The organism is Faecalispora anaeroviscerum (assembly GCF_947568225.1).
Taxonomy (GTDB): domain Bacteria; phylum Bacillota; class Clostridia; order Oscillospirales; family Acutalibacteraceae; genus Faecalispora; species Faecalispora anaeroviscerum.
This window is the reverse complement of record NZ_CANOOQ010000001.1, coordinates 694,581-715,563: the sequence shown is the minus strand read 5'-3', so window position 1 is coordinate 715,563 and position 20,983 is coordinate 694,581. Positions and strand designations below refer to the sequence as shown.

At 50.3% G+C, this 20,983-nt stretch carries 21 protein-coding genes; 2 read left to right on the top strand and 19 right to left on the bottom strand.

Annotated features, from left to right (window positions below; translation table 11 throughout):
- Positions 1 to 17: 17 nt before the first annotated feature.
- The 14 genes from QOS46_RS03505 to QOS46_RS03440 all read right to left on the bottom strand — a co-directional run bounded on the left by QOS46_RS03505 (position 18) and on the right by QOS46_RS03440 (position 15,229).
- On the bottom strand, positions 18 to 1,400 hold the full coding sequence (locus QOS46_RS03505) for an aldehyde dehydrogenase (RefSeq protein WP_283607345.1): 1,383 nt from the start codon (positions 1,398 to 1,400) through the stop codon (positions 18 to 20).
- Positions 1,397 to 2,185: a BMC domain-containing protein gene (locus QOS46_RS03500; RefSeq protein ID WP_283607344.1), complete on the bottom strand. Its 789-nt coding sequence runs from the start codon at positions 2,183 to 2,185 to the stop codon at positions 1,397 to 1,399. Before QOS46_RS03500 ends, QOS46_RS03505 begins: the two co-directional genes overlap by 4 nt.
- Positions 2,186 to 2,214: 29 nt before the next feature.
- The gene (locus QOS46_RS03495; RefSeq protein WP_283607343.1) at positions 2,215 to 2,940 is read right to left on the bottom strand and encodes a hypothetical protein; all 726 of its coding nucleotides are present in this window, start codon (positions 2,938 to 2,940) and stop codon (positions 2,215 to 2,217) included.
- A 114-nt stretch (positions 2,941 to 3,054) separates the two neighbouring features.
- Positions 3,055 to 3,339: a propanediol utilization microcompartment protein PduA gene (gene pduA / locus QOS46_RS03490; RefSeq protein ID WP_009063953.1), complete on the bottom strand. Its 285-nt coding sequence runs from the start codon at positions 3,337 to 3,339 to the stop codon at positions 3,055 to 3,057.
- Positions 3,340 to 3,380: 41 nt separating this feature from the next.
- Positions 3,381 to 4,157 carry a propanediol utilization microcompartment protein PduB gene (gene pduB, locus QOS46_RS03485; RefSeq protein WP_283607342.1) on the bottom strand — a complete coding sequence of 259 codons (777 nt, stop codon included), beginning with the start codon at positions 4,155 to 4,157 and terminating at the stop codon, positions 3,381 to 3,383.
- A gap of 28 nt (positions 4,158 to 4,185) precedes the next feature.
- Entirely contained in the window at positions 4,186 to 5,106 is a 921-nt protein-coding gene (locus QOS46_RS03480) for a glycyl-radical enzyme activating protein (protein ID WP_283607341.1), read from the bottom strand.
- Positions 5,107 to 5,190: 84 nt separating this feature from the next.
- Positions 5,191 to 7,728, bottom strand: a complete 2,538-nt coding sequence (locus tag QOS46_RS03475) for a glycyl radical protein (RefSeq protein WP_283607340.1) — start codon at positions 7,726 to 7,728, stop codon at positions 5,191 to 5,193.
- A gap of 317 nt (positions 7,729 to 8,045) precedes the next feature.
- Positions 8,046 to 8,633, bottom strand: coding sequence for a DJ-1/PfpI family protein (locus QOS46_RS03470; RefSeq protein WP_283607339.1), 588 nt, complete (start codon positions 8,631 to 8,633; stop codon positions 8,046 to 8,048).
- Between the two features lie 59 nt (positions 8,634 to 8,692).
- Positions 8,693 to 9,142 carry a EutP/PduV family microcompartment system protein gene (locus QOS46_RS03465; RefSeq protein WP_283607338.1) on the bottom strand — a complete coding sequence of 150 codons (450 nt, stop codon included), beginning with the start codon at positions 9,140 to 9,142 and terminating at the stop codon, positions 8,693 to 8,695.
- Between the two features lie 9 nt (positions 9,143 to 9,151).
- The gene (locus tag QOS46_RS03460) at positions 9,152 to 9,535 is read right to left on the bottom strand and encodes a BMC domain-containing protein (protein ID WP_283607337.1); all 384 of its coding nucleotides are present in this window, start codon (positions 9,533 to 9,535) and stop codon (positions 9,152 to 9,154) included.
- Positions 9,536 to 10,007: 472 nt separating this feature from the next.
- Positions 10,008 to 13,382 carry an SEL1-like repeat protein gene (locus QOS46_RS03455; RefSeq protein ID WP_283607336.1) on the bottom strand — a complete coding sequence of 1,125 codons (3,375 nt, stop codon included), beginning with the start codon at positions 13,380 to 13,382 and terminating at the stop codon, positions 10,008 to 10,010.
- Positions 13,383 to 13,720: 338 nt separating this feature from the next.
- The gene (locus QOS46_RS03450; RefSeq protein ID WP_283607335.1) at positions 13,721 to 14,203 is read right to left on the bottom strand and encodes a GlcG/HbpS family heme-binding protein; all 483 of its coding nucleotides are present in this window, start codon (positions 14,201 to 14,203) and stop codon (positions 13,721 to 13,723) included.
- Between the two features lie 127 nt (positions 14,204 to 14,330).
- Positions 14,331 to 14,540, bottom strand: coding sequence for a hypothetical protein (locus QOS46_RS03445; protein ID WP_283607334.1), 210 nt, complete (start codon positions 14,538 to 14,540; stop codon positions 14,331 to 14,333).
- Positions 14,541 to 14,653: 113 nt separating this feature from the next.
- Entirely contained in the window at positions 14,654 to 15,229 is a 576-nt protein-coding gene (locus tag QOS46_RS03440) for a zinc dependent phospholipase C family protein (protein WP_283607333.1), read from the bottom strand.
- 212 nt (positions 15,230 to 15,441) lie between these two features.
- On the opposite strand from QOS46_RS03440, the gene QOS46_RS03435 reads away from it, so the two are divergent.
- Positions 15,442 to 16,335, top strand: coding sequence for a YitT family protein (locus QOS46_RS03435; RefSeq protein ID WP_283607332.1), 894 nt, complete (start codon positions 15,442 to 15,444; stop codon positions 16,333 to 16,335).
- A 231-nt stretch (positions 16,336 to 16,566) separates the two neighbouring features.
- Here the strand turns inward: QOS46_RS03435 and QOS46_RS03430 are convergent, their stop codons facing one another.
- The 5 genes from QOS46_RS03430 to tsaE form a co-directional block, all read right to left on the bottom strand.
- Positions 16,567 to 17,187, bottom strand: coding sequence for a CatA-like O-acetyltransferase (locus QOS46_RS03430; RefSeq protein WP_283607331.1), 621 nt, complete (start codon positions 17,185 to 17,187; stop codon positions 16,567 to 16,569).
- 206 nt (positions 17,188 to 17,393) lie between these two features.
- Entirely contained in the window at positions 17,394 to 18,026 is a 633-nt protein-coding gene (upp, locus tag QOS46_RS03425; protein ID WP_283607330.1) for a uracil phosphoribosyltransferase, read from the bottom strand.
- A 12-nt stretch (positions 18,027 to 18,038) separates the two neighbouring features.
- Positions 18,039 to 18,485 carry a ribose 5-phosphate isomerase B gene (gene rpiB / locus QOS46_RS03420; protein ID WP_283607329.1) on the bottom strand — a complete coding sequence of 149 codons (447 nt, stop codon included), beginning with the start codon at positions 18,483 to 18,485 and terminating at the stop codon, positions 18,039 to 18,041.
- Between the two features lie 2 nt (positions 18,486 to 18,487).
- Positions 18,488 to 19,201 (bottom strand): tRNA (adenosine(37)-N6)-threonylcarbamoyltransferase complex dimerization subunit type 1 TsaB, encoded by a 714-nt coding sequence (gene tsaB / locus QOS46_RS03415; protein ID WP_283607328.1) that lies wholly within the window; start codon positions 19,199 to 19,201, stop codon positions 18,488 to 18,490.
- Positions 19,198 to 19,620 carry a tRNA (adenosine(37)-N6)-threonylcarbamoyltransferase complex ATPase subunit type 1 TsaE gene (gene tsaE, locus QOS46_RS03410; RefSeq protein ID WP_283607327.1) on the bottom strand — a complete coding sequence of 141 codons (423 nt, stop codon included), beginning with the start codon at positions 19,618 to 19,620 and terminating at the stop codon, positions 19,198 to 19,200. Before tsaE ends, tsaB begins: the two co-directional genes overlap by 4 nt.
- Positions 19,621 to 19,820: 200 nt before the next feature.
- Here tsaE and QOS46_RS03405 point away from each other — a divergent pair, with 200 nt between their 5' ends.
- On the top strand, positions 19,821 to 20,969 hold the full coding sequence (locus QOS46_RS03405) for an FtsW/RodA/SpoVE family cell cycle protein (RefSeq protein WP_283607326.1): 1,149 nt from the start codon (positions 19,821 to 19,823) through the stop codon (positions 20,967 to 20,969).
- Positions 20,970 to 20,983: the final 14 nt, after the last annotated feature.

The following is a 20,983-nucleotide window of genomic DNA, read 5'->3' as shown; positions in this document are numbered from 1 at the left end:
GGTGACCTCCTGTTCTTTCAGCGAATAGAAAATGCATTGGCTAGAGTACATCTCCGCCTTCTGCAGAAATGCCGGGCAGTTGTGGTTCCCTCTCCGGTTGCGGTGGCAATGGTAAAACTGGTATCGCCTTCCCCGTCAAATCCAATGCCCGCCAGAGCGGAGCTGTTTTTGACAAACACCGCTGTCTGCAGCTTTTGTGCGGCATAATTGAGGCGCTCGATCATCCGCGAATGGATGGTTGCCGTATGGCGCAGTCCCTGCTCGATCTCACAGGCAAATTCCACGGCCTGCTCGAAGTCCTTCGCACGCACCAGCGGAACCAACGGCATGAGCATTTCCTCCGTTACAAACGGGTGCTGGCGAACTGTATCCACCACAATCAGCCGTACCGAATCGTCGCATGCCATACCGGCTGCACGAAGAATCTGCGCCGCACCTTTGCCTTCCAGAGTTTTGTTCGGAACCATTTCCGGCGTTACCGCAGCCAGGGTAAGCTGAAGCATCTCCTGCTGATCGCTGACACAATGAACATGATTTTTCTTCAGCTCCCGAAGGAATTCGTCCGCGACCGAGTCGACAATGACCATGCATTTTTCTGTGATGCAGGTCAGGTTATTATCAAAGGAAGAGCTGAACACGATATCGCGCGCTGCCTTTTTCAGGTCCGCTGTCTCATCGATGATGGCCACCGGATTGGCCGGGCCGGCCCCGATCACCTTTTTCCCGCAGAACATCGCCTGCCGCAACATCCCCATTCCGCCGGTGGCGATCACCAGTGATATATCAGGATGCGTCATCAGCTCACGCGTAACCGCCATGGAGGTTTCGCTTAATGTGGAAACCAGATTATCAATTCCGCAGGTGCGGCTGATGGATTGACTAATCAGTTCTGTTACAAACTGAGAAACCTCAAGCGCTCTGGGATGCGGCACGTGAATCACCGCATTGCCGGCCGCGAGAAGACCAATTGTGTTGCAGATCAATGTTTCGCAGGGATTGGTACAGGGCTGCACCGCGCACGCAACGCCATAAGAGGAAAGCTCATACAGCGTCATTCCGCAGTCGCCGGTTTTCACTTCGGTAATCAGGTCTTCGGTGCCCGGTGTTTTTTGAAGGACAAGCAAAAGCTTCTGTTTCTTATCCTCGGCAATCCCCATGCCGGTTTCTTCCACCGTCATTCGCGCCAGATCACCCACTTTTGTAAGCAGATCCGCTCTGACAGCATCGATCACCTGCTGACGCTGATTTAAGGTAAGCAAAGAATACTGCCGGTATGCGCTGGCCGCGACTGCAACCGCATCATCCACGGAACAAAAAACACCGCTTTTTAATGTTCGGCTGTTTTTCAGGTAATCCTGGTAAATTTGGCCTACAAGAGCTTCCACTTGCTCTGCGTTCATCTACTCCCCTCCTCTGGCTGTTGTAAATTGGGATCCGCCGGTTTTTTCTTATTCTTGGCGGGACGTCCCGGCGATCTTGCCTGCCTGCCCTTTTTGGCGGGGGCTTCGGAATGCTTTTCCGGCACAGGACTGGCTGCGGAATCGCCCTGCGGCAGAGCTTCCATCTCTGCGGGCGGCGCGGCCTCTTTCACAGAGGACATCTCCACCGGCAACACTGGCTGCACTGTAAGTTCCGCCTTTTCGGATTCTTCCGTCCGCGCGCTCACTTCGAATTCTGTTTTCTCCGAAACCGCTTCCTCCAATGGAATTGCCGTTTCCTCCGGTAAAGCTTCCGTCAGCACCATATCTGCCGCCGGTTCTGTAACAGCCGGCATTTCGCTATTCTCGAGTAAATCGGTTTTTTCCATTTGTGCCAAGGGCTCGCTCCGCGAATTCTCCGGCGTCATATCTTCCGGAGGGGAGGGCTCACCCGGTTCAGAATCATCCGGAGGCGGCTTTTGCTCCGGCGCGGAGACCTTGCAGAACAGCTCACCGATGCTTGGTGCCGGACGCGGAATCACTTTAAAAGACACCAGCTGACCATTTTGCTCCGCCACGGCCCTGCCGGTCTGCACAGACGCGGTGACCGCTCCCACATCGCCGGAAACCTTAATCGTAATCCAGCCGAAGCCCCTTGCTTTTTCAATGCCAATCAGCCCCACATTTGCGGTTTTTACCATTGCATCCGCCACGGTAATTGCTCCGGCCAGCCCTTTGATTTCTACCAGACCCAATGCGTCGTTCATTTGGCCACCTCGTTTCCTGTTCTTTTAGATTACCCTCGGATGATCTGAATTCCCATTTCTGCGGCCTTTTCCTTTGCCAGCATGGTAACGATATCTCCTTGATGCAGAACCAGCCTTCCCTCCGTCAGGCTGAGGGCCAGATCCGCCTCTGTAATAACCCTTTTTTTCATGTTCTTTTCCGGTTCCGGATTCAAAGCCGGTTCTCTGTACGGCTGCGGCACAGTAAGCCGGTCGGTAAGCTTTATTCCAAAATCCGTTAAGGTTCGGATATACTGTTCTATTTTGATTCGATATGCTTTAGGTTCTTTGCCGCTGAACGGCTCCATCCCGCTTGAAAGCATTACCACTTTTTGCCCCAACGAAAAGCACCGCCCGATCCATCGTGTTTCGAAGGAATCCTCCAGGCACAGCGCCGTTTTTGCTACCAGAGCCCTGTTGGGGAACGGAAAAACCGTAATGAATTCGTCCCGCTGCTCTTCCCATGCCTGTTCCTGTTCCAGAACCAAACTGCCGGGAAAGAGTGCTTTGAGCTTTTGTATGTAAAAATCATTGTATCGTATTTTAGGCAGTACAAAAATCGCCTGCAAATTACCGGGAAGCAAAAGGCTGCCCAGTTTTTCAAAAGTATCGCTCTGCCAGCGTTCCGGCAGTAGAAGATAACAGACCTTCTGCTGTGGAAGCTGAATGAGACGCTCTTCTTCCAGTTGCCTGATTACCTTTAAAACCATCTGCTCGAGCAGCTTATGATCCAACAAAGGTAACAACCCCTTTCAGCAGATTGAATTTTTATTTCACGGCAATCTATGCGGACGAAAAACGTAAAGATCGGGTGCTTTCCGTCCGCATCTGCCGTGGAAATCAGCTAACTATTATTTGGAAGCCATTGTGGGAATAATCTTTTCCGTATCGGAATGCGGACGCGGAATTACGTGGATGGAAACAACCTCACCAACCTGTCTGGCGGCGGCGGCTCCGGCGTCTGTGGCGGCTTTTACCGCACCGACATCACCGCGCACCATCACGGTCACGAGTCCGGAACCGATCTTTTCGTATCCAACCAGAGAAACGTTAGCGGCCTTTACCATGGCATCGGCTGCTTCAATCGCTCCTACCAGTCCTTTGGTCTCAATCATGCCTAATGCATCAGAATTCATATGGATCCTCCTTTGTTATCATCCGGCTGTTCTGCCGGCGCTTAAATGTACGGCTGCGTTGTAGATTTGACTTCGCTGCCCAAAGCGCCCAGCAGCTTTTTCCCTACCTCAATCGCCGAGCGGACTGCCTGACGCACTGCACCGGAATCGCCGGTAAAGGTGAGAATAACTTCGTTTGAATAGCTGGTGCCCTGCGAGGGAGAGCTGTAACCGACGACTTCAACATTTGCGGCCTTTACGGCAACATCGGCCAAAACCGTGGCGATTGCCGCGGGCCCGGCGCACACCATGCCGAACGCTCTGCCAAGCGGGGTGCCAAAAGCCTTTTCGAGGCAATAGCTGGCTCTTGCCGTGTACTGGAATTCCAGATGCCCGGCCTCATTTCCATACACATCTCCAAAGTACTTATCCAGGCTGGCCAGAGCAATCTCAACCGCTCTTCTGGCATCCGACACATCATCAGCGCCGATGTAAATCAAACTGCCGTGGCCCGCTCCGCCTTTGGTATCTCTGGGAAGCTCGATGGAGATAACCTCCGTATTGGTTGCTTTTACGGCATCATCAACCGCCATAATCTGAGGGCCTGCGCCCACTCTTCCGCCGATGATTCCGATGGAACGGTATTTACCCAGATGCAGCTTTTCCACCAGCATTGGGTCTACGCTTGCAATCACCAGACCAATCGTATCACCGATGGCGGTTCCGACAAACTCCGTCACCCCCAAAGACCCACAGCAGGACGGCGCGGATTCCTCCGGCTTCTGCTTCAGCTCCTCAGCGACCTGATTGATCACTTTCTCAATTAATTGCTGATCCATTGTCTATCCTCCGTTTCTCATAAATTTGCTATCCGCCGATAACACAGTTCAGACCGCAGCCTTCCACAATCTTTTTTAGCTGCTCAACCTCTTCCGTAGACAGCGACGCCTTCGAATCCATTTGATACTCTCTTCCCAAAAGCCCGTATTTATTTTCCCCATACGTATGGTAGGGAAGCAAATGGAGCGTTTTTACCTGGTGCAGGGTAAGGACAAATTCGCAGATTGCACTGATCCCTTCGGGACTGGCATTCACTCCCGGTATGGTCGGCACCCGCACCACCGTCTCTGTCAGTTCAGAAATACGCCTTGCATTCTTCAAAATGATCTCATTGGAAACCCCGGTCACCCTTCGGTGAATCTCATTATTCAGGGATTTGATGTCCAGAAGGGCCAAATCGATGAATGGAAACACCTTTTCTATGGCTTCGGCAGAGGCATATGCAGTAGTTTCAATGGCTGTATGCCATCCTTTTGCGTGACAGGCCTTCAGCAGTTCGACTGCAAAACCGCTTTGCAGCAGGGGTTCCCCACCGGACAATGTAATTCCACCCCCGGACCTGCGATAATTAATCTCATCGCGCCTTAGCTCCTGTATCACCTGCTCCACGGTCAGGCGCTGACCCTTCATCGTCAGCGCACCGGCCGGGCACACATTCACGCATTCCCCGCAGGCAACGCATTTTGTGTGATTTATAAGCCCTGTATTTTGAGGATCGATCGCCCCATGTTTACAGGCCTTGATACATTTTCCGCAGTGGATGCAGAGAGAAGCCTGGTACATCACTTCCGGCTTCGCGTTCTGCGATTCAGGATTGCAGCACCACAGGCAGGACAGCGGACAGCCTTTTAAAAATACGATCGTACGGATTCCCGGACCGTCATGGATGGAGTATCGTTGCATATTAAACACGGTACCGGTGGCACTGTAATCGATTGGTGAAGGCATTCTCACAACTCCCTTGGCTTTATTGGCATCTGTGTGATGCTTTCCCGCGCAGCGCTTTCTCAAATTAACCCGACTGCCTGCCGATTAGAAAGTATGCGCCGTGCGGTTGATGATGTCATCCTGCACTTCTTTAGCCAGAACAACAAACTGAGCGCTGTAACCTGCAACGCGGACAACCAAATCTCTGTATTTTTCAGGTTCCTTCTGCGCAGCCAGGAGCGTTTCCTTATCGATTACGTTAAACTGAACGTGCATTCCCTTATGGTCAAAGTAGCTTCTGACCACAGAGGCAAAGTTCTTTAGTCCGTTATCACCCGCAACAGCGGAGGGGAGGAACTTCTGGTTGTACAGTGTGCCGTTGGAAGCAACAAAATGATCCAGCTTGGCAACGGAATTGGAAGCCGCCGTCGGGCCCTTGCAATCCTTACCGGAACGGGGAGAAACACCGTCTGCCAGAGGCTGCTTTGCCAAACGTCCGTCAGGCAGCGCTGCAACATCTTTACCGAACAGCACATTGGCGGATACCGGGTATACGCCGGCCTGGAACTGGCCGCCGCGAGGATTGCGGTACTTCTCTACCTCAAAGCAGTAGATCTGCGCACATTTGCGGGCAACCATGTCAACGTTGTCATCGTCATTGCCGAAGCTGGGCGTGCTGTCCAGCAGGCGGCGCATATGATCGTACTTGCCGGGATCGCCTGCACTCTCAGAGAAGTCCATTGCAGAGATTTTCTTCTGAATATCCGCCAGATTAATGGAGCTGGCATTGCCAAGAATCTTCTTGACTGCCTCGTATACCTTCAGTTCGGTCTCCTGGCTGGCGTTGCCTGCCGAAACGGCGGGTGATGCGCTGACCGGGTAGCCAAAGTTGGCGTCAAGCGCCTCCTTAAGCTGATCCATGGTAACGTCCTTATCCTCAAATACATGTTTCTGAATTGCGTATACGGAATCTCCCGTATCTGCTACGCCGAAAGCCTGTGGGCCGGTGAAGTTATAAATTGCACCGCCCTCCTGAAGAGATTTTCCACGGCCGATGCAATCTTCCACCAATGCGGAAAGGAACGGCAGCGGGGCTCTCTCTCGGTGCGCGATGTCGACGCAGTTGTCGGCCTCGGCCAGATAATGAACAAAATAAGACATTTGCTTTTTAAACGCGGCAAAGAAATCATCCATGCTCTTCCAGGATGTCATGTCGCCAGTAACCGGGCCAAGCTGCTTACCGCCGGCCTTTCCGTTGTTGAGAGTGATTTCCAATACTTTTGCTACATTAAAGAATGCAGCGTCGTGCCAGCCTTCGGTCTTGTGTGGGCACTGGGGCTCAACACAGCCGATAATGCAGTAATTTCTGGCATCGCGCAGAGTAACACCGCGGTTGACCAGAGCGGGAACGATGACTTCATCGTTGTACATGGCGGGAACGCCCATGCCGAGACGAGCCAGCTCGCAGGCCCTGTACAGGAATTCATCCGGAGTGCCCTGCCATACGCGGATGGAGAACGAAGGGGCAGGAAGACGAACGTGTGCGCAGGCTTCCATCGCCATATAAGAGATTTCATTGGTGGCGTCAAGACCCTCTTCGTTCTGGCCGCCGACACCAAGGTTCTGGAACACCGCGTAACCGGCGAATGCCTGAGCGGAAACCTCATCGCGGGTTTTATTGACATCGTTGAGCTTGATCCAGATACAGTCGATCAACTCCTGTGCGAATTCGGGGGTTATGTTTTTATCTGCCGCGTAGAAAGGATACATGTACTGGTCAAAACGACCGGGAGAGATTGAGTGGCCGCTGGATTCGATCTGCAGCATCATCTGTAGGAACCAGAACGCCTGGCAGGCCTCATAGAAATTGGTTGCACCGTATTCCGGCACACGCTCGCAGTTTTTGGCGATCTGCAAAAGCTCCTCTTTTCTGGTGGGGTTCTGCTCGGTTGCCGCCAGCTCTCTGGCCTTTTCCGCGTAACGATGCGCAAAACGGATTGCTGCGTTGTACGAAATAATCACAGCTTTGTAGAACTGCTCTTTGCGCACATACTCTGGGTCTGTCCGGTCAATGTGCTCCATCGCCTCTACTACTTCTGTAATGATGCCGCGAAAACCGATCCGCATTACCTTACCGTAATCGACGCAAACGTGTCCGACACCGCCGTAGAAATAGTTGCCTACTGTAAAGACGCCCGATGCAATTGCATCCTTGGCCTCCTGCGACATATAAGAGTCTGCCAAAGCGCTGGTGGTTTTTCCCTCCCAATACTGAAACGCTTCGTGCAGCTCAGCCGCAGTTTCTTTCGGAATCTGGAACGGGTCGGCGATTCTGCTCCCCATGGTTTCAAATTCCTTCTCCACCCAATCGTAAGAAAATTCGGGGCAAATTTCAGTGGAACGAGGATTTTTCGTGATGGCACCGACGACCAGTTCATCATCGCGAATGGTAATTGGCAGCCGATTGAAAATCTTCTCAACCGCCTTCGCTCTCCTCAGAATGACCGGAAGACCTTCTGTCTCTTTAAAAGACTCGGTTACCAAGACCGCTCTCTCCGACTCTACATAAGGAGTCGCGTCCAGAATCATCCTTTTCAGCTTCTCTACCCTTTGTGTGGGCTGTGAAAAACCTTTCGCTAGCATTTTATAACCTCCTTATAAATTCATGGAATCACGCATGACCTGCATATTAATGCTGTGTTTTGTGTCGCTCTCATTATAACGGATACGAGCTTCTTCTCCCTAACACAATCCAGACATAAATCTGTAAAATACAAACTAAAAAATACGATCTCACAGAACAAATTTAGTTTTTTTGTTCACATTTACAAAGAAAGGAACCGCTGTGCCAAACCGGCCTAGCAGTCCCTCTATTCGACTATTCCTCTGGTTTTACAGCCTGTCTACCAAAAATCATGCAAACCCTAATTCCTTGATTGAAAAGTAGTATTTGCGCCGCTTCAACACAAAAAACCCGAGACCCCAATGGCCTTTAAAAACGCGCGTAAAATCGCCGGATGAGCCGGCCACGCGGGCGCGGTGATTAGCTGATCGTCACAGTAAACCTGGTCGGATTCCATTGCAAAATAGGTTCCCCCGGCCGCTTCGATCTCTGGCTGAATCGCGGGGTAGGCCGTCAGGCCGCGCCCACGCACGACTCCGGCCGCGGTCAAAATCTGAATTCCGTGGCAAATAGCGGCTACCGGCTTCCCCTGACGCAAAAACTCCCGCACAAGCGCAATTACCTTTGGGTTCAAGCGCAGATATTCCGGGCACCGGCCGCCGGTAAGATACAGCCCATCGTAATCCGCAGCATTGCAGGAATCAAAGGTAGCATTGAGCAAAAAGCGGTGCCCTGGCTTTTCCGTATAGCTTTGGTCACCCTCAAAATCATGTATGGCCGTTTTAATGTAATCTCCCGCCTGTTTTCCCGGTGTGACCGCGTCGGCCTCCACGCCGAAGGTCAATAGGGTTTGAAAAGGAACCATAATCTCATAATCCTCGGTAAAATCCCCAGTCAAAATAAGCGCTTTAGAATTTTTTACCAATTATTTTCTCTCCTTTCCGTTTATTCTTCCGGTGAAATTAAAACTTTGGGTAGTAAAATTCAGACCTTACAGGAATGAGGCTGCTCTGCCTCCAAATAATGCAGAACCTCTTCGATTCCTTCGCCGGTAAAGGCACTGACCCGAAACACGGTTTTGCACCCGGCCAGACGCAGCCAGGACTCCGCGAGGTCGGGGCGCGCATTTTCCCGGTCGATCTGCGTGACAATCCCGATCACTGGGCGGGTGGCTCCGGCCGCAATATTGGGGCTAAACAGAGAATAATCCTCTGTGGAGCTGAGCATCAGCGCGATGACATCCGCCTCATAAGAATATAAAATAAGCGCCCGAGCCAGCTCCCTGTTTTCCGCATACTCCCCGGGGGTATCAATCACCACATCGTGGTGGTTGACTGCCTGCGTTTTTTGGTACTGCAGTTTGTGACCGCGCAGCGCCTGCGTCAGCGTGGTCTTCCCGCATTCCGCCCTGCCGATCAGAATAATTCTTTTCAATGTAAACACCTATGCCTTTGTCAGATTGCACACGGTAAATCCCATAACGTTTTCCGTATATTCCAGCACTGATTCCAGGGCCACCGATACATCGGACATTCTGCCAGTAATAATCAGCGTTCCGCTGAAACGGTCAATAAAGCCGATTTCGATCGCAGATTTTTTCATGCAGATGTCCGCCACAATAATTGCGGTTTCGCTGGGTGACATGGTAATGATTCCAACCGCCGCATGCTCGTAATCCATCCTCGGGTCCAGACCCAGCTTTTGATAGATGACCGGATCGGGGCTGCAGATAATGTGCGCCATGGTAATCTGCTTCCCGGGAACAATCTCCTGAACGATGCGTGTCAGATGATCGCCGCCCGGCGTTCTGAGTTCCTCCAGCTTCACGCACATTCCCCCTTTGTATATTAGCTAAATGCTTCCCCACCTGTATGAAAGAAAACGAATGAAACCAAAAGAATATAAAATAAGAAAAGGCTGCTCCGAAACAGAGACAAACGTCTCCTCCTTATAATTGACTCATACCATAAATGATTGCAGCAAATGGCGCTTTCCATTGAAAAACAAGGCCGTGGCCCCGACTTTCGAATACAGTTTTCCGTTACTTTATCATAGCATTCCTCTCTCATTTTCCGGTAACGAAATTCAGACTAAAATCATGTAAAATCAAGATATGCAAATGGTGCGCTCAAAAGGCTTTTTTGAAACCGATTCGGCCCGCTCTAAATTTTTTACTAAGGGTACGAAAGAACGAATGTGTTATCTTTCGCCAACTAATAGTCAGGCCGGATAAAAAAGTGTGATAAAAAAACAAACGGCCGGGAGAGGTTCTCATGAACCCTTCCCGGCCGTTTGTTTCTCATTTCTTAAACAGAGAGAAAAAACCGCCCCAAGGCTTAGCTTTACTCTCCAGCCGCTGCAAAGACTCTTTCGCATTTTCATAACCAAGCTCCACAGACTTTTGATACATTTCAATCGCTTTGTTTCTATCCTTTTTCACACAGATTCCATTCTCATAGAAAGCGCCCAGCCGGCAATAGGACCTTGCGTTCCCCTGCTCTGCCGCCATAAGATACCACTCCATTGCCTTGGCAAAATCCTTAGGCACACCAAGACCGTTTTCATATAAATTACCTACGCTGAACATGGCGGTTTCATCACCCTGCTCCGCTCCCAAGCGGTACAGCCGCATTGCCTCAACGTAATCTTGCTCCACACCCTCGCCGGTTTCGTAGCAGTCCGCCAGGTTGCCAAAGGCGACGTCTTTGTTCTGTTCTACAGCCTGCCGGAACAAGGTAACTGCTTTTTCCAGATCCTGCTGCACACCCTTCCCATAGCGATATGCCCGCCCAAGATTCACTATCGCGCCACTATGCCCGGCCTGAACCGACTGCTCAAACAGCTCGAAGGCCTTTCGGTAGTCCTGTTCGACTCCCTCACCGTTTAAATATCGGATTCCAAGAGAATTCAGCGCACAGCTGTCTCCCTGCTCTGCGCCCAGCTGATACCAATAAATTGCTTTCTCCAAACTCTGCTCGATGCCACGCCCAAATTGATAGCACTGGCCCATCCAATACTGCGCACGGGGATGCCCCTGTTCGGCGGCTTTGGAGAACCAATGAACCGCCTGGACCCTATTCTCCTCCACCCCGGTACCAAAGTAATAGCAGTCCCCAAGATTAGACTGCCCGCGGGGATAACCCTGCTCCGCAGAAAGGCGGTACAACTCCACTGCTTTGGCATCGTCCTTCTCTACGCCTACGCCGTACTCGTAGCACCAGCCAAGGTCGCATTGTGCTATCGGGTGATTTTTATTCACAGCGATCTGGTAAAGCTCCACCGCACGTTCCGGGTTGCGTTCAACTCCCCAGCCGTGCTCATAGCACACACCCAGCAGGTGCTGTGCCCGGGTATAGCCCTGCTCGGCCGCTTTCGAATACCAGTAAACGGCTTGTTCGTTGTTCTCCTCCACACAGATGCCATGGTAATAAAAGAAACCCAGGTTGCACTGTGCGCGAGCATTCCCCAGTTCCGCCGAAAGACGGTACAGTTCCATTGCCTTATCTTTATCCTCTTCGACGCCTTCACCGCACTCATAGCACAACCCCAGCTCACACTGCGCGTTGGAATTTTTCTGGTCCGCGGCAAGCCGGTAAAGTTCAACCGCACGCTCCGGATTTGTTTCTACGCCATAACCGTTAGCGTAGCACAAGCCCAGCATGTACTGTGCCCGGGCATAGCCCTGATCAGCCGCTTTGGTAAACCAGCTGACTGCCTGCTCGTAGTCGGTTTGCTCCATAACGCCATAATAATAGAAATTACCCAAATTGCACTGCGCCGGAGCATGGCCCTGCTCTGCAGCCTTCTGATAAAACTCTTTTGCACGCTTCAGATCACGTTCTACTCCGTACCCATTCTCATAGCATTCCCCAAGCAGACTCTGTGCGCGCGGGTAGTTTTTATCTGCCGCTTTGGTGAACCAGAGAACCGCTTCCTCGTTATTTTCCGCTGTTCCAATACCGACATAATAGAAAAAGCCGAGATTGCACTGTGCCGATGGGTAACCCTGCTCCGCTGCAAGGCGATACAGCTCCATCGCCTTTGCCTTATCCTCGTTCACCCCGAAGCCATTTTCGTAGCACTCGCCCAACAGGCACTGCGCACGGGCAAAATCCTGCTCCGCCGCCTTAGAGAACCAGCGCACAGCCTCTTCATAGTTCTCTTCCACTCCTATTGAGCAGTAATAGCAAAAACCCAAATTGCATTGTGCCGGCAAAAAGCCACGTTCCGCCGCAAGACGGTATAGCTCAACTGCCTGTTCTTTGTTCTGTTCTACCCCATTTCCGTATTCGTATAGAACGCCCAGTGCGCACCACGCGTCGGGGTACTCCTGCTCGGCCGCAGCTTTGTACAGCTCTGCCGCGCGTTGCGGGTTCCGCTCAACACCATAACCGTTTTCATAGCAATTTCCTAGCAGATGCTGCGCACGCGGGTAGCTCTGCTCTGCCGACTTGGAAAACCAATGAACAGCTTCCTCATTGTTCTCTTCCACCCCTGTGCCAGTATAATAGAAGTAGCCCAGATTGCACTGCGCAGGCGCATAACCCTGTTCTGCCGAAAGGTGGTATAACTCAGCTGCCTTCGTTTTATCCTCCTCGACGCCTAACCCATTTTCATAGCATAAACCAAGCAGGCACTGTGAGCGGGGATGCCCTTTTTCGACTGCCATGGAAAACCAGTGTACAGCCTTTTCATCATTTTCTTTCACTCCGGTACCGTAAAACAAATAACCCAAATTGCACTGCGCGGGTGCGTAGCCCTGTTCAGCCGAAAGCAGGTAAAGTTCTTGAGCTTTTTCCTGGTCCGGCTCCAAGCCGCATCCATTTTCATAGCATTCACCCAAAACGCACCACGCCTGAGGATATTTCTGTTCCACTGCCATAGTCAGCCATTCCACCGCCTGCTTTTCATCCCGTTCCACGCCAAGTGCATACAGATAGATGATGCCTAAGCGGGTTTGTGCCGGGGGGAAATCCTGCTCTGCCGCCTCGCGGTAAAGCTCAATCGCTTTGTCAATACTTTTTTCCACGCCATATCCATACTCACTGCATTCCCCCAGCAAAAATTTTGCACGGGGATATTCCTGCTCTGCCGCCTTTGTAAACCAGGCAATCGCCTGATCGTTGTCTTCTTCTACTGCAATGCCGTGATAATAGAAAAAGCCCAGATTGCACTGTGCAGGGGCATACTCCTGCTCCGCGGAGATGAGGTATTGCTCCATCGCCTTGTCTTTATCCATTTCAACGCCTTGACCGATTTCATAGCACAGCCCCAGTGCGCACTGTGCAGACGGGAAGCCCTGCTCCGCTGCTTCACGGTACAGAGCAACCGCTTTTTCGTAATCCTTCTCTACACCGATCCCGCTTTCATAGCACGCGCCTAAATTGTACTGGGCAGAAACATCCCCCTGTTCTGCTGCCTGCTGAAAATAAAAAAAAGCCTTGTCATCATCTTGTTTTGCGCCGCCTGTTCCACGGTAGTAGCGTAATGCAAGCTGATGCTTTGCATCCAGATCGTCGTCCTCCGCTCTTGCAATCAGTTCCTGCAAATCCTCCTGTTGTTGTTTCACCGTTTCCGCAGCACTGCGGATCAGCTTGGGATCAATAAAGACAAATTTGTATGGGTCCTTTGACTCTGCTTCACCGTTCTGCGCCTGATTTCTTTCATCCTGCATAAAATAACTCCTTTATTTGCTTGCAACAGCTTTATTTGCTTCTAAATACAATACTTTTTCTCTCGTTTATTTACAGAAATCTATGTATGTTCCAGTTGTTGTTGTTTTTAGTATAGCATAATTGTCGTATTTTGTCATTACAGAGCAGGTTCGGCAGTTCTAAAATACAGCCAATCTGATCAACCTTTAAACAGATGAATGGAATCTGCTCCCCCAAAAAATGCATCATGGCATAAAGATTACGTCTGCCTCATTCAGGCAAAAAAGCAAGGCATTGTTTCTGCGTAACAATGCCTTGCTTTTTAAGTTTTACTAACCGGTAAATTTTCTGAATCAAACTACCTGTTTTTACTCCAGCTGAGCTCTTGGCAGGCACTCACCGCTGCTTCGGCAATTGTGGTATCTTCCTCCACGGTTCCGCCGCTGATTCCAACCGCACCTACTAACCGGCCGGCCCGAAATAAAGGCAGCCCGCCGCCAAATACACAGTATCTTCCGCCGAACATGGTATGAAGCCCGTACAGCTTCCCTTCGGGGATGGTGCGCTCATGGAGGCTCCCTGTGGGAAGCTCCAGTGAAGCCGAAGTGTATGCCTTGCTATAAGCGGCATCAACGCTAATTAAAACCGCGCCGTCCATTCGCAGGTGCAGAATCAGATTCCCACCGGCATCCACAACGGCGGCGGAAACAGGCACTCCCACCTCCTTGGCCTTTTCGCGGGCAACTTTTATCATCTGCTCTGCCAAATCAAGATCGATTCCGCGCTCACCGTACTCTGCCAGCTGACGCATGATTTCTTCCTTTAGTTCTTCGTGCAGCATGTTCTCCCTCCCTTTTCATAACGAAGCTTCCATAAAAACATGGAACCATTACAGATGAGTATACTGCTTTCTTCTGGGATCATCATAGCTGATTCGAAGAGATCTGTCCAGCATAAAACAAACCAAATCAATAAAAATTTCTGACCAAATTGGTATGATAAAAGCCCAACGGATATTCACCGGCTTTTCTCCCGCCGTTAGGGTCGCTGCGGTAAAAGACCTGCGGCTGGCTGTTCCACAGCTGCTCCATCGCCCCCCTTTGCGTCGACCGGTAAAAAGACTGCCCTGCAAAGCTCTGTTCCTTGTTTCTGTTGTTCAAAACATTCAATATCTTCACCCTTTTCCTGTTTTCCATAAGATGCCCATATTCCAATTTGTTACTATAAAAACACAAAAAGGCACACGACAACGTCGTATGCCCTTAATATTATTCTTCTATGATAAGGAACATTATCGCTGCACAACCGGCTCCGCCAGACAGCGCCCATGATAAAATACGTACAGCACCAGCTCAATGCAGGACCGGATCGCAAAAAACAGTTCAGTTTCAAAATTCTGACCAAGCTCGAATTTCTGGTGAATCCGCTCATGCATATGTTCATAAATCTCCTGCACCGTCAAAGGGACCTCTATTTCCGATACATAATCAAGATCTTTAAAATATTCCATATGATTGCCCATAAAGAACAACAAATCCTGCTCGTATTGAATATGCTCCGAAAGAGTGCCGCTGAATTCAGAGCTGTGTGCCAAGCAGAAAAAATCGGAATAGTAGTGGCACAAAACTCCCAGCTTTCTAGACAGCTGGCGGTTTTTATCCTGCCATTCCAGGCGGCAGGTACGGCCAATTTTTCGCTTCACCATATCCTTGCAGTAACGTACGCGATGCGGTCTGAGGAATGAAAGAGAATGATCCGGGCTGGTATTTCCCTTTAGAAAGCTGGCTCTGTCTAACCGAACACCATATTTCTCAGATACATACTCATATACAATCAATCCGATTAGCACATGATTCGGGCTATTCATCCCGGGAACTCCACTCCTTTTTCAATAAATGAGGTACACTGTCATTCACTATACCACACTTATTTCAAAAGTAAAATATATTTTTCAGAATTCCAAAACTTGCTTTATCAAAATTTGAATAAAAAGTTATTTTTTAGTCATGCAGTTCTTCCCTTGACTTCTTTTCTTTGCCCGATATAATGGAAATAGATATAGAATCAGGGGGATCATACATGCAAAAATCGCGCATGCTGCATAAAGAAAAATTACAGATGCTTCCAAACTTCTTTTTCTCCATCTTAGGGGGAGTCATCTGCGCTGCCAACCTGAACACCATTATTGTTCCGCTCAAGCTGTATAACGGCGGATTCGTGGGCATTTCGCAGGTTCTTTCCGACCTTGCGATCAACGTTCTGCACCTGAATATTCCTCAAACCTTTAATCTGGCCGGTGTGATGATGCTGGTTTTGAATATTCCACTCATGCTGCTCGCCTACCGGGAAATCAGCCGCACGTTCTTTTTGAAAACCATGCTGACCGTCGCGTGCCAGTCGGTGGCGATGACAGTCATTCCGGTTCCAACCTCCCCACTTATTGAAGATTACCTGACGGCCTGTATCATCGGCGGGCTGATCGCGGGTTCTGGCATTGGCTTGACTCTGCGTTCCGGTGGTTCCGGCGGTGGAACCGACATTATCGGCGTGTACTGTACCAAGAAATTCCCCGACATGAGCGTTGGCAAGCTTGCCATTTCGGTCAGCAGCGTTGTATTTCTGTACTGCCTGTTCCGCTTTGATGTGGAAGTGGTGGTTTACTCCGTTATTTTCTCCGCCGCAACCTCTCTGGTGGTGGACAGAACCCATTATCAGAACATTAAATCGAGCGCCATGATTTTCACAAAGCACCCAGAGGTAGCCGATACCATCGTTCAGCTGCTGCACCGCGGCGTAACCTGCTGGCAGGGCTATGGCGCTTACACGCATGAGCAGTCGTATATCTTTATGACGGTGGTTTCAAAATTCGAGATCAACCGCATGAAGCGGATCGTTCGCGACATCGACCCGCAGGCCTTTATCATCATTAACGACCGGCTGGATATCAGCGGTAATTTTATCAAACGGCTGTAACGGGAATTTTTCCCTTCCCCGTACATCTCAGCAAGAGGATGTAGACTCCCGTTTTTACAATCAACAGATGAAAAAAATTATGCACAGACTGTAAAATGGCTACAAACAGCAACGGCGGTATGCTCCCACAGAGGACAGCATACCGCCTGTTTTTATTCGAAATATTTAAAGATTCCCCTTCGGCACATCATCTTGGCAACAACTTGGCTCAGTTGGCCTTGACTGAATTTATCATTCCAAATCGGCAATCAGTTTCGATAACTCCTCATGAAAACGCCCAATATGAATTCCGTCTACAAATTTATGATTCAACTCAATTGAAAGATTCAGGTGTTTACGGCCAGCGTGCTCTGTATATTTTCCCCAGGCAATGCGAGGAACCGCATCATCCAGATTCATATCGCGTTCATTCGTCAATGCCGTCATTTCTACCCAAGGCAAACAGGAGAAGTAAATAAAATCATTGGTGTCATCCTCTGAACTGATAAAACAATTCTGTGCACGACTTCTTTCCGCAGCCGCGCTGCAAAATTCTTTCAAGCTTCCCTTGCAGGGAATAGTTACAATATAGAAAAGTTCACTTCCGCTTTTCAGGTCTGTAAAGCTCGGAATTCTCTCTTCGAGAAGCTGTAATTCTCCATCCTGTATGGTATATCTGAAAGCATCTATATTGTTAATGGCTTTCGTGCAAAGATAAATCAAAGCATAATAAAACGATAGTTTTTGCTTCTTCACATGATCGTAGAGGGGTGTAACGTCTACTGTAAACGTAACCATATAAAATGGATTGGATATTGTTGAAAAGAAATCAAAAATTTCTTTTCGCGCCCATGCACTTTTCTCTACCTTCATTTTTTACTCCTTCTAAAACAAATTCTTATGTTTCGCTCTGTCTCCCATTGGTTTAACATACCACTATATTTTTATAATAACACATCACACATATTGCAACAATCCATTTTTGTTCTCCATACGAAAGAGAAGAGACTCTCCCTAAAACCGGCGGAACTTCACCGCGCCTTAGGGAGAGTCTCTTTTTCATCCTCTGATAACCGAAGTTACAGAGTACCGAAAATCCGGTCGCCCGCGTCGCCAAGACCGGGAACAATGTATCCGGATTCATTCAGATGATCGTCAATGTGCGCACAGTAAATCGGCACATCGGGGTGAGCCTTGCACAGAGCCTCAACACCTTCTGGCGCTGCAATGACGCACATGAATTTAATGCTCTTGGGGTGGCTGCGCTTGATAATGTTAATCGCATCCACAGCAGAACCGCCGGTAGCCAGCATGGGGTCAAGCACAATCACGTCGCGCTCGTTGGTATCCTGCGGAAGCTTGCTGTAATATTCCACCGGCTGCAGAGTCTCGTGGTCGCGGTACAGGCCGATGTGGCCTACCTTCGCGGCGGGAACCAGCTCAAGTACAGCGTCTACCATGCCAAGACCCGCGCGCAGGATCGGCACAAATGCCAGCTTGCGGCCAGACAGTACTTTTGTGGTAGCCGTAGCAACCGGGGTTTCTACGTGTGTGTCTTCCAGAGGAAGATCGCGTGTGGCCTCGTAGCACATCAGCATGGCAATTTCGCCTACCAAACTGCGGAACTCCTTCGAGCCTGTGTTTTTATCCCTCAAAAAGGTCAGCTTGTGCTGAATGAGGGGGTGTGTCATTTCAAATACCTGACGTTCCATCCGTTTTCTCCTTTACAGCTTTTTTCCGTCTTCAATTTCTTTAATCTGCGCGATTCTTCTTGCGTGGCGTCCGCCTTCAAACGGAGTTTCCAGAAAAATCTTCGCCAGCTTAACCGCCATTTCCTCATCGATCACACGCCCGCCCATACACAGAATATTGGCATCATTATGCCGGCGGGTGGCCTCGGCGCAGAATTCGTTTGTACATACCGCCGCACGGATTCCCTTCACCTTATTGGCTGCAATCGAAATGCCGATTCCCGTACCGCAGCACAGAATCCCTTTCTCTGCTTTTCCCTCGGCTACATCGTAAGCCACTTTAGAGGCAAACAGCGCATAATCCACCGATTCTTCGCTGGTACAGCCATAATCCTGATACGGAATAGAATTTTTCTCCAAGTAAGCTTTTACTGCTTCTTTCAGGCGAAATCCACCGTGGTCCGCTCCCAGTACTACCATGCTCAGCCCTCCTTTTGATTTTCTTGCCGTTTTTTGAGTTCCCGCTCTGCCTGAGGCAGGCGCAGGTATACAGGCAGCAGCTCTGAAGCAGACACCGCTTCGCCCCGCTGCCAGGCGCGATAGGCCGCCCGGCCTACCCCAAACGCACGCTGATACAACGACGGATCCGGCGGCAAAACAGCAGAAAGCTCCTGAAACCCGTTCGTATTATAGCACAATTTCGCTCCATCTCCAACAAGAAATAAAGGCCGGCTATAATTTTTACATTCCTCGCTGAGCGCCTCCACAGAAATGGCACGATCCGGCGTCAGACGCTGAAAACCATCCTGCTCCAAACGGAACACGGCGTTGTAAACCTGCCCACGGCGCGCGTCCATCACCGCGCAGACCGTAGCCCCGGGCAGAGCAAAATTATAGGCCATCGCCTCCAGAGTAGAAACGCCAACACACGGCTTTTCACTGGCCATCGCCATTCCCTTCATGCTGGCCACTCCAATGCGAACCCCGGTAAACGAGCCCGGCCCGGCTGCCGCTGCGAACAGGTCGATTTCCTCCACGGAAACGCCGACACACTCCAACACCTGCTGCACCATCGGCATCAGCGTCTGGCTGTGGGTAAAGCTGGTGTGAATAAAAAACTCTCCCAACAGGTGGTCGTCCTCCAGTACCGCGGCTGAGGCTGCAACGGCGGTGGAATCTATGGCAAGTATTTTCATAGCTCTAATCCCTCAATTCGAAAAATGCGCTCCTGCTCCGTTTTCCCGACGGACAGCTCAATCATGATTGCGTCGGGAGGAAGAGCGCCTTCTATATTTTCACTCCACTCAATGACCATCACCGCTTCGGTATCCAGATAGTCGAAAAAGCCGGTGGATTCCAGATCCTCCCAGCTTTCTACCCGAAACATATCAAAGTGAAAGACAGTCAGACGGCCGTGATATTCGTTTACAATTGAAAATGTGGGGCTGCTGATCCCGGAAGAAATCCCCAGACCCGCTGCAAGGCCCCGCGTAAACGCTGTTTTCCCCATTCCCATACCGCCAAACAGCGCCAGTACCTCTCCGCCCTTCAGCTGCTGAGCGATGCGGCAGCCCAGTTCCTCCGTTTGAGCGGGTGAGTCTGTGACAATCTGCAAAATAGAGTCCTCCTTAACGATTCCAAAAGGGCGGCCCAAAACAGCGCATCCTGATCGCAGGCCAGCCACTGATTTAATACCGCATTCTCTGCCAAACACAAAGAATAATCAAAGGAATTATACCACATTCAGGAGCCGGTTAAAAGTATTTGCTTGAACTTTCGCTCGGTTCATCCTATAATAAGACTCGAGGTGAAATTATGTCCAGAACTCTAGATTCGTTTCAATTGTATTTTCGACGAACAAACAAGCTCTTGTGGCTGTTGATGATAGCGATTTCTGTTTATGGGCTTCTTCTGGTGGCCAGTGTGACCCGCGCATTCAGCGTTAACTACTTTAATACGCAGCTAGTTGCTGTGATTTTAGGATATGTTGCCGCTATTATTCTAACCCGTCTGAATTACCGGGAAATTTCGAATTACTGGTACCTTGTGGCGGGCTTTTGTATTTTTCTGATTGTCTATACGCTGCTTTTCGGGCATTCCGCTTCCGGCTCCTCCGGCGTTGACGCGAGGGCGTGGATCAAACTGCCGGGCGGTGTTACCTTTCAGCCGTCTGAACTGGCGAAAATCGGTTTTATGATTACGTTCCCGAAGCACCTTTCCGTTTTGGAGGAACGCGGTTTGCTGAAGAACCCCTTATATGTGGTTTCTCTTGGTGTACATGCCCTAATCCCCATGCTGCTGACACAAATGCAGGGCGATACCGGCGCGGCAGTCATCTTCTTCTGCATGTTTCTTGCCATGTCCTTTGCGGCAGGAATACAGCTGCGCTACTTTGCGCTGGTCTTCGGCGCCATGCTGATCGGCGCACCTCTTGCGTGGAAATATGTTCTGGCAGATTACCAGAAAACCCGCCTGATTAACCTAATGAATCCGGAGGCTGACCCGCTCGGTGCGGGCTTGCAGCAAATTCAAGGCAAAATCTCCATCGGCTCGGGTCAACTCTTTGGCCGCGGGCTGTTCGAGGGTCCACGAGTGGCCCGCAACAGTGTCCCTGTTCAGCAGAGCGACTTCATCTTCTCCGTTGCGGGGGAAGAACTCGGATTTATCGGTACCTCACTCGTATTGATCCTCATTCTTGCGCTTTTGATTACCGTGCTGTACTGCGCCAGAAAAGCCAGCGATCCGCTGGGCTCGTATATGTGCTTCGGCTTTTTCGGTATGATTGCGTCGCAGACGATTTTCAATGTGGGCATGTGCCTGAGCCTGCTGCCCGTTATGGGTGTTACCCTCCCGTTCTTTAGCGCTGGAGGCTCTTCCACTGCATGCTTTTACCTTGGCTTTGGGCTGGTTCAGAGCGTGTATTTATTCCAACATGATACTGATAAGGTAAGACTCAGGCTTTGATGTGAATTGTGACC

Bases quoted from the DNA above. Each gene is read 5' to 3' on its own strand.
- QOS46_RS03435 (WP_283607332.1), top strand. From the start codon at position 15,442: ATGCAAAAATCGCGCATGCTGCATAAAGAAAAATTACAGATGCTTCCA.
- rpiB (WP_283607329.1), bottom strand. From the start codon at position 18,485: ATGGTAGTACTGGGAGCGGACCACGGTGGATTTCGCCTGAAAGAAGCA.
- QOS46_RS03475 (WP_283607340.1), bottom strand. From the start codon at position 7,728: ATGCTAGCGAAAGGTTTTTCACAGCCCACACAAAGGGTAGAGAAGCTG.
- QOS46_RS03450 (WP_283607335.1), bottom strand. From the start codon at position 14,203: ATGCTGCACGAAGAACTAAAGGAAGAAATCATGCGTCAGCTGGCAGAG.
- tsaB (WP_283607328.1), bottom strand. From the start codon at position 19,201: ATGAAAATACTTGCCATAGATTCCACCGCCGTTGCAGCCTCAGCCGCG.
- QOS46_RS03455 (WP_283607336.1), bottom strand. From the start codon at position 13,382: ATGCAGGATGAAAGAAATCAGGCGCAGAACGGTGAAGCAGAGTCAAAG.
- QOS46_RS03500 (WP_283607344.1), bottom strand. From the start codon at position 2,185: ATGAACGACGCATTGGGTCTGGTAGAAATCAAAGGGCTGGCCGGAGCA.
- QOS46_RS03480 (WP_283607341.1), bottom strand. From the start codon at position 5,106: ATGCCTTCACCAATCGATTACAGTGCCACCGGTACCGTGTTTAATATG.
- QOS46_RS03505 (WP_283607345.1), bottom strand. From the start codon at position 1,400: ATGAACGCAGAGCAAGTGGAAGCTCTTGTAGGCCAAATTTACCAGGAT.
- QOS46_RS03440 (WP_283607333.1), bottom strand. From the start codon at position 15,229: ATGAATAGCCCGAATCATGTGCTAATCGGATTGATTGTATATGAGTAT.
- pduB (WP_283607342.1), bottom strand. From the start codon at position 4,157: ATGGATCAGCAATTAATTGAGAAAGTGATCAATCAGGTCGCTGAGGAG.
- pduA (WP_009063953.1), bottom strand. From the start codon at position 3,339: ATGAATTCTGATGCATTAGGCATGATTGAGACCAAAGGACTGGTAGGA.
- upp (WP_283607330.1), bottom strand. From the start codon at position 18,026: ATGGAACGTCAGGTATTTGAAATGACACACCCCCTCATTCAGCACAAG.
- QOS46_RS03430 (WP_283607331.1), bottom strand. From the start codon at position 17,187: ATGAAGGTAGAGAAAAGTGCATGGGCGCGAAAAGAAATTTTTGATTTC.
- QOS46_RS03405 (WP_283607326.1), top strand. From the start codon at position 19,821: ATGTCCAGAACTCTAGATTCGTTTCAATTGTATTTTCGACGAACAAAC.